This is a genomic window from Massilia aurea (assembly GCF_014200505.1).
In the GTDB taxonomy this organism is placed as follows: Bacteria; Pseudomonadota; Gammaproteobacteria; order Burkholderiales; family Burkholderiaceae_D; genus Telluria; species Telluria aurea_B.
On record NZ_JACHBX010000002.1, the window covers coordinates 521,596 to 536,703 of the forward strand.

Annotated in this window: 16 protein-coding genes and 1 tRNA gene; 13 read left to right on the top strand and 4 right to left on the bottom strand. The window is 60.8% G+C overall.

Annotation, left to right across the window (positions count from 1 at the left end):
• The first annotated feature begins 57 nt into the window (after positions 1 to 57).
• The 5 genes from HD842_RS11680 to HD842_RS11695 all read left to right on the top strand — a co-directional run bounded on the left by HD842_RS11680 (position 58) and on the right by HD842_RS11695 (position 2,656).
• Positions 58 to 459, top strand: a complete 402-nt coding sequence (locus HD842_RS11680) for a rhodanese-like domain-containing protein (RefSeq protein ID WP_183554575.1) — start codon at positions 58 to 60, stop codon at positions 457 to 459.
• A 41-nt stretch (positions 460 to 500) separates the two neighbouring features.
• On the top strand, positions 501 to 764 hold the full coding sequence (grxC, locus tag HD842_RS11685; RefSeq protein ID WP_183554577.1) for a glutaredoxin 3: 264 nt from the start codon (positions 501 to 503) through the stop codon (positions 762 to 764).
• A gap of 170 nt (positions 765 to 934) precedes the next feature.
• A complete protein-coding gene (gene secB / locus HD842_RS11690) occupies positions 935 to 1,393 on the top strand; it encodes a protein-export chaperone SecB (protein ID WP_183554579.1) in 459 nt (152 codons plus the stop codon).
• An 88-nt stretch (positions 1,394 to 1,481) separates the two neighbouring features.
• Positions 1,482 to 1,610, top strand: a complete 129-nt coding sequence (locus HD842_RS24285) for a hypothetical protein (protein ID WP_267875173.1) — start codon at positions 1,482 to 1,484, stop codon at positions 1,608 to 1,610.
• 17 nt (positions 1,611 to 1,627) lie between these two features.
• Entirely contained in the window at positions 1,628 to 2,656 is a 1,029-nt protein-coding gene (locus HD842_RS11695; protein ID WP_183554581.1) for an NAD(P)H-dependent glycerol-3-phosphate dehydrogenase, read from the top strand.
• Positions 2,657 to 2,885: 229 nt separating this feature from the next.
• Here HD842_RS11695 and HD842_RS11700 read toward each other — a convergent pair whose 3' ends face one another.
• The 4 genes from HD842_RS11700 to mscL are packed head-to-tail and all read right to left on the bottom strand — an operon-like array spanning position 2,886 to position 5,575.
• A complete protein-coding gene (locus HD842_RS11700) occupies positions 2,886 to 3,227 on the bottom strand; it encodes a cupin domain-containing protein (RefSeq protein ID WP_183554583.1) in 342 nt (113 codons plus the stop codon).
• 11 nt (positions 3,228 to 3,238) lie between these two features.
• A complete protein-coding gene (locus HD842_RS11705) occupies positions 3,239 to 3,925 on the bottom strand; it encodes a DUF2461 domain-containing protein (protein ID WP_183554585.1) in 687 nt (228 codons plus the stop codon).
• 28 nt (positions 3,926 to 3,953) lie between these two features.
• The gene (locus HD842_RS11710) at positions 3,954 to 5,123 is read right to left on the bottom strand and encodes a Do family serine endopeptidase (protein ID WP_229424726.1); all 1,170 of its coding nucleotides are present in this window, start codon (positions 5,121 to 5,123) and stop codon (positions 3,954 to 3,956) included.
• A 38-nt stretch (positions 5,124 to 5,161) separates the two neighbouring features.
• The gene (mscL, locus tag HD842_RS11715) at positions 5,162 to 5,575 is read right to left on the bottom strand and encodes a large conductance mechanosensitive channel protein MscL (RefSeq protein WP_183554587.1); all 414 of its coding nucleotides are present in this window, start codon (positions 5,573 to 5,575) and stop codon (positions 5,162 to 5,164) included.
• A 224-nt stretch (positions 5,576 to 5,799) separates the two neighbouring features.
• Here mscL and petA point away from each other — a divergent pair, with 224 nt between their 5' ends.
• From petA to HD842_RS11755, 8 genes are all read left to right on the top strand, one after another.
• Positions 5,800 to 6,414 (top strand): ubiquinol-cytochrome c reductase iron-sulfur subunit, encoded by a 615-nt coding sequence (petA, locus tag HD842_RS11720; RefSeq protein WP_183554589.1) that lies wholly within the window; start codon positions 5,800 to 5,802, stop codon positions 6,412 to 6,414.
• Positions 6,415 to 6,416: 2 nt separating this feature from the next.
• Positions 6,417 to 7,829, top strand: coding sequence for a cytochrome b (locus HD842_RS11725; RefSeq protein ID WP_183554591.1), 1,413 nt, complete (start codon positions 6,417 to 6,419; stop codon positions 7,827 to 7,829).
• 30 nt (positions 7,830 to 7,859) lie between these two features.
• A complete protein-coding gene (locus HD842_RS11730) occupies positions 7,860 to 8,624 on the top strand; it encodes a cytochrome c1 (RefSeq protein WP_183554593.1) in 765 nt (254 codons plus the stop codon).
• Between the two features lie 98 nt (positions 8,625 to 8,722).
• A complete protein-coding gene (locus tag HD842_RS11735) occupies positions 8,723 to 9,334 on the top strand; it encodes a glutathione S-transferase N-terminal domain-containing protein (protein WP_183554595.1) in 612 nt (203 codons plus the stop codon).
• 132 nt (positions 9,335 to 9,466) lie between these two features.
• Positions 9,467 to 9,973 (top strand): ClpXP protease specificity-enhancing factor, encoded by a 507-nt coding sequence (locus HD842_RS11740; RefSeq protein ID WP_183554597.1) that lies wholly within the window; start codon positions 9,467 to 9,469, stop codon positions 9,971 to 9,973.
• A gap of 26 nt (positions 9,974 to 9,999) precedes the next feature.
• Positions 10,000 to 10,075 (top strand) — tRNA-Thr (locus tag HD842_RS11745).
• Between the two features lie 241 nt (positions 10,076 to 10,316).
• Entirely contained in the window at positions 10,317 to 13,109 is a 2,793-nt protein-coding gene (locus tag HD842_RS11750) for a type VI secretion system Vgr family protein (RefSeq protein WP_183554599.1), read from the top strand.
• A 43-nt stretch (positions 13,110 to 13,152) separates the two neighbouring features.
• A complete protein-coding gene (locus HD842_RS11755; protein ID WP_183554601.1) occupies positions 13,153 to 15,108 on the top strand; it encodes a phospholipase D-like domain-containing protein in 1,956 nt (651 codons plus the stop codon).

Below are 15,108 nucleotides of genomic sequence, written 5' to 3' on the forward strand. Positions count from 1 at the left end.
TCCGGTCCAGCATCTATTTTATAATGCCCCGATTCAGTTCAACCAATCGGAACCCTTGTGAAATTCATTATCGATAACATTTTCCTCGTAGCGATCGCCGTTCTCGCTGGCGGCGCGCTGTTGTGGCCAGCCCTGGCGCCGCGCGGAAAACGCGCGTCGCCGCTGCAGCTGACGCAGATGATCAACCGCGGCAAGACCACGATCGTCGACGTGCGCAGCAGCGAAGAATTCGCCGCCGGTCACCTGCGCGACGCGAAACACATCCCGCTGGCAGACTTGGGTGCTCGCATTGGCGAACTGGACAAGTCGAAAAACCGGACTGTCGTCATGGTTTGCCAGACTGGCGCACGCAGCGACAAGGCGGCGCGCCAGTTGCAGGCGGCCGGTTTCGAGGACGTCCACAGCCTGGAAGGCGGCCTGGCGGCCTGGAAGGCTGCAGGCTTGCCGCTCACCAAATAAACCGCCCCATCGAGTCGATCGGGCACACGAAAGGATTCATCATGGCAGCTCACGTCGTTTTGTACCACACCGCATCTTGCCCTTATTGCGTCCGCGCCGAGCGCCTGCTCGAAGCCAAGGGTGTCACCGAGATCGAAGGCATCCGTGTCGACCTGGATCCCGAGCAGCGCCAGGTCATGATGCAGCGCACCGGTCGCCGCACGGTCCCACAGATTTATATTGGCGATACGCACGTCGGCGGCTTCGACGAACTGTATGCGCTGGACCAGGCAGGCCGCCTGGACCCGCTGCTCAAGGGCGAGTAAGCTGTATGCGCACTGCGTAGCGCGGCCGTCGGCGGCAAGACTGCTATTGCAAGCAAGTTGATTTTGCTACAATTGCCGTCGTGTTCGATCCGACGGCCCGTTCACGACGTCGCGCTCGACCAGGCAACCGGAGTGGCCCGCCACTTCCCACTATTATTAGAAAGCGTTCCATGTCCGACGAAACTCTGCAACCAGTATTCCAAATCCAACGCGTCTACCTGAAAGACATGTCGCTGGAGCAACCGAACTCGCCATCGATCTTCCTGGAGCAAGAAGCGCCAGCGATCGAAGTGTCGCTCGACGTGGGTGCTGAAAGCATCGCCGAAGGCATCTACGAGTCGACCGTGACGATCACCGTCACCGCCAAGGTCAAGGACAAGGTTGCGTTCCTGGTCGAAGGCAAGCAGGCAGGCATCTTCGAAGCCCGTAACATCCCGGCTGACCAGATGGATCCACTGCTGGGCATCGGCTGCCCGAACATCATCTATCCATACCTGCGCGCGAACATCGCTGACGTGATCAGCCGTGCCGGCTTCCCGCCAGTGCACCTGGCCGAGATCAACTTCGAAGCCTTCTACCAGCAGCGCGCCCAGGCCATGGCCGAAGCCGCAGCAGCGCCGTCGAACTAAGCAGCAGTCGTACCCGACGAACGCGGCGCCACGCCGCGTTCGTGCCAGATGTCCGGTGTCCCGGTTTCAACCACCATCCAGGCCCGCCATGTTCTCCGCCCGCCGTCTTGCCGGCTCCCCGTTGATTGCCTCATGCGCCTCATGCGCCGCATTGCCGGTCGCCCCGCGCGCATTTGCCTTTGATCACATCGAGGTCTCGGATGTCTGGGGCCTGTAATCCTCTGCAGGAGTTCCATGCAACAGAATAAGCTCACCAAAATCACTGTCCTGGGCGCTGGCGCCTGGGGTACTGCCGTGGCCATCGCCCTGGCGGCGCGCCACGACGTGCTGCTGTGGGGCCGCAATCCCCGGCAGATGCAAGAGATCGAGGCCGCGCGCGACAACCGCGCCTACCTGCCGGGCCATCCGCTGCCAGCTGCCCTGCGTGTGAGCGCCGACTTCGACGCGGCGCTGGCCCATGTCGCCACGAGCGCGCCGGATGAGACGCCGCTCCTGATCCTGGCGTGCCCGGTGGCCGGCCTGCGTCCCCTGCTCGAACAATTGCGCGGCCGCTCGATTCCCAACGTCGTCTGGCTGTGCAAGGGCTTCGAGGCTGGCACCTCCCTGCTACCGCACCAGGTGGTCGCGCAAGTGCTGGGCGACGTCGTGCCGGGCGCAGCGCTGTCCGGCCCGTCGTTCGCCCAGGAAGTAGCGCGCGGCCTGCCATGCGCGCTGACCGTGGCGTCGAGCTCGCGCGCCTTGCGCGAACGCGTCGTCGCGCTGGCGCATGGCGACAACCTGCGCGTGTATTCGTGCGACGACCTGGTCGGCGTGGAAGTCGGTGGCGCCGTCAAGAACGTGATGGCCATTGCCACCGGCACATCAGACGGTCTGGGCCTGGGTCTGAATGCCCGCGCCGCGCTGATCACGCGCGGCCTGGCCGAGATCACGCGCCTGGGACTGGCGCTGGGCGCGCAGCCAGGCACGTTCATGGGCCTGAGTGGCATGGGCGACCTGATCCTGACGTGTACGGGCGATCTGTCGCGCAACCGGCGCGTGGGCCTGGCGCTGGCCGAGGGCAAGGCGCTGGCCACCATCGTGGCCGAGCTGGGCCATGTGGCTGAAGGCGTGCCATGTGCCAAGGCGGTGCGCGAACTGGCGCACAAGCTGGGCGTGGACATGCCGATCACCGAGGCGGTGGCGGGCGTGCTGTTCGATGGGGTAGATGCTGCGCGGACGGCGGCAGGCTTGCTGGCGCGCGATCCGAGGATTGAAGTGGCATAAAACCTACGGTGGGCGGCTTTGCCGTCCACCGTACACATCAGGCGTAGGGTGGACGGGTTACCCGTCCACGCGGCGGTCGATACCAGCGCCGCTTACATGCCGGATGATCTCGCGGCCAACCATCACCGCGTGGACGGCGTAGCCGGCTCGGCGCCCCCGTCCACCCTACGCATCAAGCAATTTGTTGCGGCGTGTAGTAAACCACCAAGCAATTTGTCGGAGCCGCGTATCAGGCAGCTTGCTGCGGCCCGATCAGGATCGTCATGAGCGCCACCGCGTCCTTCACGGCGCGCACCGTGTGCGGCACACCGCCATTCAGATACACCATCTCGTTCGGCAGCAGCGACGTCGTTGCGCCGTGCGCATCGACGGCGATCTCGCCCTCCAGGCACAGCACCGTCACTTCGCCATCGACCCGGTGTTCGGGGATGGGGCGTTCCACCGGCAGCACCAGCCGGATCAGTTCCATATGCTCGGTCTTGACCAGGGCCACCGAGGTGAAATGGGCGATATCGTTATCGCCGCGTTGCAATGCGATTTTCTCGCCGGATGTAGCGTGATGCAAGGCCATGTCGCCCTCCTCTATTCGTCGTGTTGTTCTGGAACGCTGCGCAGCCAGGTGACCAGCGCAAACGCGTCCTTGAATCCCTGCGCCAGTTGCGGCACCAGTTTTTCCGGCGCATTCAGTGCCAGATCGACTTCGGTCCACACGAAGAAGCTTTTCAGCTTCAGGTATTCGACATGCGGATGATCCGCATCGAAACCCTTTGGTGGACGCTGCAACTTGTCCTCGTCCAGGAGGTCACCATAGGTGGCGCGGAGATGCTTATTCTTCAACATTTTGCCAAAACCCGTCGCATCGTTGACCACGTGCTCGCGAATGGCCTTCAGGCGCGGCGGTGGCGGCAGGTATTCGCCGACGCCAAAACCGAGCTTGCCGTTGGCATCGATCTGAAAATAATAGGTCGAGCCACCGCCGGCACTGGGCCGGCGCTTGTCGTTCGGCGTGATGCCGGCCGAGAAGCGCGTCTTGTACGGCGTCTTGTTCTTTGAAAAGCGGATGTCGCGGTTGATGCGGAACATCGCCTTCTTCGGGTTGCAGGCCGCGACCTGCTTGTCGAAGGCCGTGATGGCCCGGATCAGTTCAGTAACAACCTCCTGGAATTCTTCGCGCAGGATATCGTAGCGCGGCTTGTTCATGATGAACCAGGGGCGGTTATTGCTCTCGGTCAGTTCGTTCAGGTATTGCGTCAGGTCGCGCAGGTGCATGTGGGTCCGAAAATAAAATTCAAGAAGTTCAGGGCGTCTGGCGTGGACGGCGGCCGACCTTGACGGCGATCGCTGTTTCGCGCCCCTGGCGCACGATCGTCATCGGTACGGACGCGCCCGGCTCAAGCTGGGCGACCAGCTTGAGCATCTCGCTCGTATCAGCCACTTTTTTACCAGCAACTGCCACCAGGATGTCGCCCGGCTGAATCCCGGCGCGCTCGGCCGGCCCGCCGCGCACCACACCGGCAATCATGGCGCCGCTGCGTTTGGCCAGGCCAAAGCTCTCGACCATTTCGGGGGTGATGTCCTGCGACTCGATGCCGATCCAGCCGCGCACCACCTCACCGTTCTTGACGATGGCGTCCAGCACGCTCTTGGCGGTGGACACGGGAATGGCAAACCCGATGCCCACCGAGCCGCCGCTCTGCGAATAGATCGCCGAATTGATGCCCAGCAGGTGGCCATTGGTATCGACCAGTGCCCCGCCCGAGTTGCCAAAGTTGATCGCAGCATCGGTCTGGATGAAATTCTCGACGTGGTTGATGTGCAAGTTGTTGCGCCCCAGCGCCGAGATGATCCCCATCGTGACCGTCTGGCCGACACCGAACGGGTTGCCGATGGCCAGTACCACGTCGCCCACGCGCGCCAGTTCCGGGTCGCCCAATACCATCACCGGCAAGTTGCGCTCCTTGATGCGGATCACGGCCAGGTCGGTCTCTGGATCGGTGCCGACCAGCGTTGCCGCTGCCTTGCGGCCATCGGCCAGGCCCACCTCGATCGCATCGGCGCCATCGATCACATGAAAATTGGTGACGATGTACCCGTCGCTGCTGACGATGACGCCCGAGCCGAGGCTGGCCAGTTGCTCGTCCTGCGGCGCGCGGTCGCCGCCGAAGAAGCGGCGAAACAGCGGGTCTTTCAGCAGTGGGTGCGCTTCGCGCGAGGCCTTGCTCGTGTAGATATTGACCACCGACGACATCGCCTTGGCGGCAGCGTCGCGGTAGCTGCCGGTGGCGGGCCGGGGCGGCGCCTGCAGCATCGGCACCGGTTTGCCGGGAGCGCCCACCTGCACTTGCTTCGGCGCCGGCGTCGATTCGAGCCAGGCCGGCCGCAACGCAGCCACGACAAACCAGATGGCCAGCACCACCGTGACCGTTTGTGCAAACAGCAGCCATGAACGGACCCAGAAGCGCCGCAACGGATGCGGGGGCCTTATGTCGCGGACGATGTCATCTTTCACTTTTTGAGGGCGTCCCGGATCTCGCGCAGCAGCAGTACGTCTTCGGGCGTGGCGGCCGGCGTCGGTGCTTCGACGGGGCCGCGCAGGCGGTTCATCAGGCGCACCATCTGGAAGATGACAAATGCAAGAAGGATAAAGTTCAGCATGATCGTCAAGAAATTACCGTACGCCAGCACGGCACCCGCCTTTTGCGCCTCGGCAAGTGGTAGGTTATAGCCCTGGCCATTGAGGGGGATGTAATAATTGGCGAAATCAAGACCACCGAACATCGCGCCGATTGGCGGCATGATGACATCCTTGACCAGCGAATCGACGATGCGGCCAAAGGCCCCACCGATGATCACGCCGACGGCCAGGTCCATCACATTGCCGCGCATCGCAAACTTCTTGAATTCGTCCATCATTGCCATGATTCACCCCTCTCATTGTTGTTGAAATAAGTAATCGCATGATAACCGATGCCTCTTGGCGGCGGCGTCTTGCGGGGTGCCGGGATGGTGCAAAAGACCATTTTCGCAAGGCGTGTAGGCGAGACAATATTTTTTCTATAGGTGTTGCCGTTCACATATAATTTTGCAAGCTGGAAGCTCGGACTTAATTCTTATAATTCGTATATTCACGGAGTGGGGTTGGTATGAGTACTCAAAAGCAGGTCGATCCTGGTCGACGGGGCTTGCTGGTCGCGACATGCGCCGCAGGCGGCGTCGTCGGCGTGGCCACGGCGGGAGCCCTGGTCAGCACCTTCCAGCCATCCGAGCGCGCCAAGGCAGCAGGCGCGCCGGTTGAAGTCGATATCGGCGACGTCGCCCCCGGCGAAATGAAAGTCGTCGAATGGCGCGGCAAGCCGGTCTGGATCCTGCGCCGTACCCCCGCCATGATGGCCACGCTCGACAAAGACCAGGCTGAACTGGCCGACCCCGCCTCCGAAAAAATATTCCAGCTCGACATGCCGGAATACTGCAAGAACCCCCACCGCTCGCGCGTCGAACACAAGGAAGTGCTGGTCACCGTGGGCATCTGCTCCCACCTTGGCTGTTCACCCTCGTCGCGCCTGGCGGCCGGCCCGCAGCCGAACCTGCCCGACAACTGGCCCGGCGGCTTCCTGTGCCCGTGCCATGGCTCGACCTTCGATTTGTCCGCACGCGTCTTCAAGAACAAGCCGGCACCGACGAATATGGACGTTCCCCCGTACATGTATCTCTCCGATAGCAGGATCGTGATCGGCAAAGACGAGAAAGGCGAGGCATAACCATGGGCGCGTTCAAGGAGACAAAGCTGCCCGCCGATGCACCGGCGGCCCAGAAGGCACTGGCCTGGGTCGACGACCGCTTTCCGGCCACCAAGCTGTGGAACGATCAGTGGGGCAGGTACCACGCGCCCAAGAATTTCAACGTCTGGTATCTGTTCGGTTCGCTCTCGGCACTCGTGCTAGTGCTGCAGATCGTCACCGGCATTTTCCTCACGATGCACTACAAACCCGACGCGGCGCTGGCCTTCGGCTCGGTCGAGTACATCATGCGCGAAGTACCGTGGGGCTGGCTGGTGCGCTACATGCACTCGACCGGCGCCTCGGCCTTCTTCATCGTCGTCTACCTGCACATGGCGCGCGGGCTCATGTATGGCTCGTACCGCAAACCGCGCGAGCTGGTCTGGCTGTTCGGCTTCGGCATCTTTTTATGCCTGATGGCCGAGGCATTCTTCGGCTACCTGCTGCCGTGGGGCCAGATGTCGTACTGGGGCGCGCAGGTGATCGTCAACCTGTTCGGCGCGATTCCCGTGATCGGGGGTGACCTGTCGACCTGGATCCGCGGCGATTACGTGGTGTCGGACGCCACGCTGAACCGCTTCTTCGCCTTCCACGTGATCGCCCTGCCCCTGGTCATCATCGGCCTGGTGGTGGCCCACCTGACGGCGCTGCATGAGGTGGGTTCGAACAATCCGGACGGCATCGAAGTCAAGGACCACATCGGCCCGGACGGCTACCCGCTCGACACGATCCCGTCGCACCCGTACTACACCACCAAGGATCTGTTCGGCGTAAGCGTGTTCCTGCTGCTGTTCTCGGCGGTCGTGTTCTTCGCGCCCGAGATGGGCGGCTACTTCCTCGAGTACAACAACTTCCTGCCGGCCGACTCGATGAAGACCCCGTCGCACATCGCGCCGACCTGGTACTTCACGCCGTTCTACTCGGTGCTGCGCGCCACCACGGCCGACTTCATGTACGTGCTGATGGCAGCGGTCGCGGCCTACGTCGTCTTCATCTGGTTCAAGTCGCGCCTGGCCTTCGTGACCAAGGCGATCATTGCCGTGGTCGGCCTGCTGCTGGTCATCGGCATGCTGCCACAGGTGCTCGACGCCAAGTTCTGGGGCGTGGTGCTGTTTGGCTCGTCAGTGATGATCATTGCCGGCATGCCATGGCTGGACCACTCGCCGGCCCGCTCGCTGCGCTACCGTCCGGACTGGCATAAATGGGTGTATGCGGTGTTTGCCGTGGTGTTCGTGACGCTGGGCTACCTGGGCACGCAATTGCCGACGGCTGCGTTCACGCTGATCTCGCAAGTGTGCACGCTGGCGTACTTCGGATTCTTCCTCCTGATGCCGTGGTGGAGCACGATGGGCACCTTCAAGCCGGTGCCGACCCGTGTCACCTTCACCCCGCACTGACGCCTTCGGACCCGCGCACAAGGACATCCCATGACATTGCTTGTGAAAAAATTGCTCGCCATCCTGGCCCTGGCGCCTGGCCTGGCATTTGCCGCCGAAGGCAGCTTCCCGCTCGACCGCGCCCCGGACCGCGCCGACCTGGCGTCGCTGCAGAACGGCGCCAAACTGTTCGTCAACCACTGCCTGAATTGCCACTCGGCCGCGTCGATGCGCTACAACCGCCTGCGCGACCTGGGCCTGACAGATGACCAGATCCGGCAAAATTTGTTGTTTTCTGCCGACAAGGTCGGCGACATGATGACCACGGCCATGCGCCCAAACGATGCCAAGGCCTGGTTCGGCGCGGTGCCACCGGATTTGTCGGTGATCGCGCGCGCCAAGGCGTCACCGGGCGGCTCGGGCGCCGACTACCTGTACACCTATCTGCGCACGTTCTACCAGGACGACACGCGCCCGACCGGCTGGAACAATATGGTGGTGCCGAATGTCGCGATGCCGCATGCCATGTGGCTGCAGCAGGGAATCCGCACGGCAAAGTTCACGGAGCAGCCTGATCCGCATGAAGCCGGCAAGATGGTCCACACCTTCGCTGGCTTCGAGCAAGTGAGCCCCGGCGCCATGACCCAGCAGGAGTTCAACACCGCCACCGCCGACCTGGTCGCCTACATGGTCTGGATGGCCGAGCCGGCGCAGGCAACACGCAAGCGATTGGGGGCATTCGTGCTCCTGTTCCTGACGATTTTCGCCTTTTTGGCCTGGCGATTGAATGAATCGTACTGGAAAGAAGTGAAGTAATTCGCTTTCGTTGTCCGGTTGGCTATAATACGGGCAATCATTTCTCTGGGGTGAGTGCTCGGCGCTGCACCCCTTTGTTTCTTAAGGAACTATAAACCATGATGGTTCTCTACTCCGGCACCACGTGCCCGTTCTCCCAACGCTGCCGCCTCGTCCTGTTCGAAAAGGGCATGGACTTCGAAGTGCGCGACGTCGACCTGTTCAACAAGCCGGAAGATATTTCGACGATGAACCCGTACGGCCAGGTCCCAATCCTGGTCGAGCGCGAACTGATCCTGTACGAATCGAACATCATCAACGAGTACATCGATGAGCGCTTCCCGCATCCGCAACTGATGCCGGCTGACCCGCTGATGCGCGCCCGTGCCCGCCTGATGCTGTTCAACTTCGAAAAAGAGCTGTTCGTCCATGTGCACACGCTGGAAAGCGAGCGCAACAAGTCGAACGACAAGATCCACGACAAGGCCCGCACCGAAATCCGCGACCGCCTGACCACGCTGGCACCGCTGTTCCTGAAGAACAAGTACATGCTGGGTGATGAGTTCTCGATGCTCGACGTGGCCATCGCGCCGCTGCTCTGGCGCCTGGATCACTACGGCATCGAACTGTCGAAGACGGCTGCACCACTGATGAAGTACGCCGAGCGCATCTTCTCGCGCCCTGCCTACATCGAGGCGCTGACCCCGTCCGAGAAAGTAATGCGTCGTTGATGGACCTGGGGCGGGCTTGTTGCCGCCCCTGTCCTCAGCCGCACCGTACGCGCTAACATCGGACGTTCTTCGGGCGAATCCGATAGACTGGCGCGAACGCCCGTTTTGCCTGTATTGCTAGCCCATACCACCATGTCAGAGATCTCCACCAAACCCTACCTGCTGCGCGCCATCTACGAATGGTGCACCGACAGTGGCTTTACGCCTTACCTCGCAGTCAAGGTCGACGGATCGACGACGGTGCCGATGGAATACGTCCGCAAGGGCGAGATCATCCTGAACATCAGCTTCGGCGCCACCTCGGCACTGAAGATGGATAACGACGCAGTTCACTTCCGGGCACGCTTCAATGGCGTGTCGCGCGAGATCTACATCCCTGTGCACAATGTGTTGGCGATTTATGCCAATGAGAATGGCCAGGGGATGGCGTTTGAAGTGGGTGCATTGCCTGCTGCGTCGTCGGATGGATCGGCGCCAGAAGTGGGTACGGCGCCTGCGGGGCCAGCGCTGTCGGCGGTGCCGTCCAAGGGCGTGGATTCGCCGGTGGTGCCGGATACTGATGTATCGGCGCCTCCGTCGGGTGGCGATGACGAGCCACCGAAGAAGGGTGGACGACCGACCCTCACGCGGATCAAATAGCGTATAATTCTTGCTCTAAAGATCACGCCGGCTTAGCTCATTTGGTAGAGCAGTTGATTTGTAATCATCAGGTGGCCAGTTCGAAACCGGCAGCCGGCACCAGTTAGTCAAGCAAAAAGCCCAATCCTCAGGATTGGGCTTTTTGCTTTCTGGACGCCTGTAACAGCTGCCCCCAACTAGCTGAATTAGCCTGTTCAGGCTTGGTGACTGGCCAAATCAAAAAATGGCTCTGGGAAGCGTATTGATTGCTATCAATTTCGCTTTGGCGACACCGAGGTAACGTAGCCGCTGGACAATTTCCACTTGCGCTACGGCGATGCCGAGCGGCTACCGGAGGCAGTCAATGGGCTTAAGCCAGGTAATTGCGGCCGGTGCCGCACTGTCGGCGTTCAGCGGAAACTCGCAACACAAGCGCCTGATGCGGCTGGATTTTCCGTTCGAGGATGGGCCGCCCGCCATCCTGCTGCCGAACACGCTCGTCGCCCGGGAAGAAGTCTCGCGGGGGTTCCGCTTCATCGTCGAGGTATTGTCGGACGAGGCACGCATCCCCCTGAAAATGCTGATGGGCCGGATGGTGGTGATCTCCCTGGTGCGCGAAGACGGATCGCTGCGCTACTTCAACGGCCATATCGCCGAATTCCGCTTCCTGCGCACCGATGGCGGATTCGCCTTCTACCAGATGGTGCTCGAACCGTGGCTTGCATTCGCTCGGCTGCGCATGGATAACCGGTCGTTTCACGGTAAAAGCGTTCGGGAGATCACCGAAGAAACGCTGAAGCACTATCGCCAGGCCGATTGGCATATGTACCCAATCGACGAGTCAAAGCTGACCGTCGCCAACCAGCACAACGAGACCGATTACAACCACCTGCACCGGCGCTGGGAAGCGCTCGGTTTGCATTACTGGTACGAGCACGAATTTGGCCGCCACCGGCTCATGATCTCTGACAACAGCTTTCTGTCCGAGCGGATCGATGAGGAAGCGTACGTTATCCCGTTCCACAAGAAGAGTGGATCGCTCGAGGACGACGGCATTCACGAGTGGACGGCAGTGCGACGCCTCGGCTCGGGCCAGACAACGCTGGCAACGTTCGATTACAAGAGCCCTAGCGCGCAGCGCGCCAAAGGCATTTCAGCCAACCAGCAAGGCGATATCTTTCCCTACGAAGTCTACGAAGACACAGGTTCTTACGGCTTTCGCATACGCGACGATGGCGAGCAGCTGGCAACGCGGCGCATGGAGGAGGCGGACAAGGACACGCAGTACTTCGAGGCAAAAGGCAATGAACGGAGCGTGCTGCCGGGGCGTACCTTCAAGCTCGGCGGACACTTCAGTGCCGAACCACGATCACCCGAATACGATCCGGAACCGCGCCGCAGCATCGACGACCGCTTCTACTTCATCCTGTCTGTCGACCATGAGGTGGCGAATAACTACCAGGCCGGACCAGGCGCACCGTCGCATTACGAAAACCGGCTGACTTGCATTCGCAAGGATATCCGCTGGCGCCCTGGTCGCAACTACAACAGTGAGCCCGGTACTTACATGGGGCTGCATACGGCGATTGTGGTTGGCCCGGCCGGCGCTGACATCCATACGGACGACTACGGGCGGGTCAAGCTGCAGTTCCACTGGAACCGGCTGGACAAGTACGACGAAAACAGCTCGCCGTGGATCCGGGTGATGACGCCGGCCGCCGGCGACGAGTTCGGGCAGATCCGTTTGCCGCGTGTTGGTGAAGAAGTGGCGGTTGTTTATGCGAACGGGAATATCGATCATCCGCTCATCCTGGGGGCTGTCTACAACGGTGAGCATATGCCACCGTGGTCGCTGCCGAAGCAACATTCGCTGGCTGGCATGCGCAGCCGGGAACTGGGCGGCGGCACACGCGGCAACCACCTCGTTCTTGACGACACCAAGGAGATGATCCAGGCGCAGCTAAAAAGCGACCACCAGTGCAGCCAACTGTCGCTCGGGCACATCGGGCGCATCGAGGACAATAGCGGCCGCAAGGACGCACGCGGCGAAGGCTGGGAACTACGCACCGATGGCCATGGCGTGGCGCGCGCAGCCAAGGGACTTCTGATCACCACAGAAGCGCGGCAAGCTGCACGCGGCCCGATGAAGGACATGGAAGAAACGGCGCGTCGCATCGCGCTCGCAGTTGAGCAGCATCAACTGCTCGGTGAGATCGCGCAAAAAAACGGTGCGCAGGAGCCTTCGGATAACCAGGACGGTATTGCCTCACTCCTGCAAACGCAGAAGGACGCGGTGAAAGGTCCGGACGCAAAAGCGGACAGTTTCCCTGAGCTGACCAAGCCGCACCTGGTGCTGGCGAGTGCGGCCGGTATCGCAACCACGACTACCGGTGATACCCACATCGCAAGCGACCGGCACACGGCCCTTACGACCGGGAAAAGCCTGTCGCTGGCTGTCGGCACGCATTTCTTTGCCAGCATCCGCCAGTCGTTCCGGCTGTTCGTCCAGAAGGCCGGCATGAAGATGGTGGCCTCCGCTGGTGACATCGATCTGCAGGCACTATCGGACAGCATCAAACTGCTGGCCAAGCTGGAAATCACGCACACGGCCAACCGGATCACGATCAGCGCCAAGGATGAAGTCGTCATCAATGGCGGCGGCAGCTACGTGAAATTCGCCGCCGGTGGTATCGAACACGGCACGAATGGCAATTTCGTCGCACACGCCGCGCACCACAGCTTTGTAAACGCCAAGAACATGGAGATGGCGGTTTCCATGCCGCCCGTGGTCGATGTACTGGGCAAGGGCCGCGGCGCGCTGCATGTCGGCAGCCATGCGGAGACTGCCGGGAGAAGCAGTGCTGGCATGCCGTTCAAACTGTTCAAGGATGGGGCAATGGTCGAACAGGGGCAGATCGACGACAAGGGAAACATCCAGTTCGCGCACGAGCTCGATGCCAGCGCAGAGTACAAGGTCGAGCTCCCGACCGGCCAGTCTTTCGACATCGCTGCCAGCGCCTACACCGAGCAGCACGAGCAAAACGCGGGCGTGGGATACCACGGCTATGAGAATCCGGGCGGCGCTCTGACCGACGACGAGCACTCCTTGGACCAGGACCGGATCGACGCCAATCCCTGGTCCAGCCAGCAGGCGTGAGCTGCAGGCGCCGACAGCGGCCTCTACATGGAAAGGGAAGAAAATGGGCATGGAAGAAAATGAAGGCCTTTATAAACAAAAGCTCTGCTACAACCGGACACTAGGCCCCTACCAATGCCTGTCCTTGCCCTGGTGGATCAGGACAAGCAAGCAGATTTACCTGGCGCGCCATCACTGCCATCTCGAGCCGCTCATCTGCGGCGAGGAAGTGTTCAAGCGCATCCACGATGACCTGCTCGAGGCACAACATAGCGTGGACATCATCACCTGGGGATTTGACCCGGGCATGGTGCTCATCCGTGGTGAAAGGGCCGACGACGGCACGCGCTATGGCGATCTGCTCAAGCAAATCGCGACCCGTAAGGAAAACCCCGTCACGGTGCGCCTGCTGCTCTGGCATGACAATGCCGCGTCCTATGCCATACAAAAAAACAATCCGGGCTTGTATGGAACCCGTGTTCCCACGATCGGTGCTTACGCCGGCTATTTTAACGAAACGCACGACCAGTACAACCGCGCATGGTTCGACGAGATCATCGCGCAAAAGATACCGACCATCGTCATGCAGACCCGTGAAGTCGCGCTCAAGTTTCGGGACCCCTCGCTTGCTGGCGAGAAGTACAAGATCAGCCTCCTTGATGGCACAGCAGGATCCATCTACCCCACCCATCATCAAAAGATGATTCTGATCGACTACGAGACGCCGGCGCGCGCCATCGGCTACGTGATGGGGCATAACTCGACGACTGACTTCTGGGACACGGTCGATCATCGCTTTCAGGATATACGCCGTGAAACACTGTACAGCAAGAATCCGGCCGGTCGGGACACCAAGCTGTCGGCTGTAATCGATGAAGCATGGGACCGGTACGACCGACAAATGCAAATGATGTCTGGCCAGACTGAACAACCGTTAACGCGAAAGGCGGAGCGCCTCGGCGAATTTTTCAAAAAATATGCAATGGCTGCCAAGCCGTATCAGGACGTTTCGCTGCGCGTGCGCGGACCGATCCTGTACGACATGAACCACAATTTCTGCACTGGCTGGGCCGAATCCGAAGAAGCCACATCGACCCTGATGAATGCGATCTGGATGACGTCGCCGGGCCTGGTGGTAAAGGCGGCACTTGCCGCAGCCAATGCAGTAGCAAAACCGTCAAAGACAATCCATCCGTTCGTGCAGAGCAGGTCGCACCTGAAGGCCCCCGACTTTGCCCTGAAGAACTGCCATCACAGCGCGCAGCTGTTGCGAACGTACCCGGCAAAGCAGGAGAAATCAATCAAGGAATGCTACGCCAACCTGACCCGGCTGACCCATCATTACATTTTCATCCAGAACCAGTATGCCCAGTACGAGGAATGGGCGAACTACATGATGACGTGTGTTTTTAAGCTGCGCAGAGCCGGTTACACCAAACTCATCTACGTGTTCATCCTGACTTCAACCCCGGAGACTGATGGCATGGACCTGGCGACCTATGACGTTGCCGAGCGATTCGGGCAGAGCGAGACCATGAAGGTGGAGCACGAGGAAAGAGTGGCGAAGGCAAAGCGCAGCAGAACCAGAATGCCAATCACGCCTGCGACGCTAGAACAATGCGGAATCAAGGCGCTCATGGCATCGATGTGGAGCGGCGCCAAGCACCCGAAATCGACCAAGGATTACGAAGAGACCTACATCCACGCCAAGGTGGCGATCGTTGACGACGCGGCCTTCACGGTGGGATCGGCCAATCTGAACGTACGCAGCATGGCTTTGGACAGCGAGCTGAATCTGCTCAGCGAGGCCAAGGATGTTGCGTTTGACTTGCGCAAGAGGCTGTTCGATCAGTGTACTAATAACGTGGGACCGGCGCAGTTTGGCGATATGGAAAAAACATTCGAAGACTGGCTGACGCTGATGAAAGACAATAAGAAAGCGATGGCGAATCGTCAGCCGCTGATAGGCCAGATCGCCAGCTTCCACGTCGACAGACAACCTGGTTCGCCGGTGATCTGA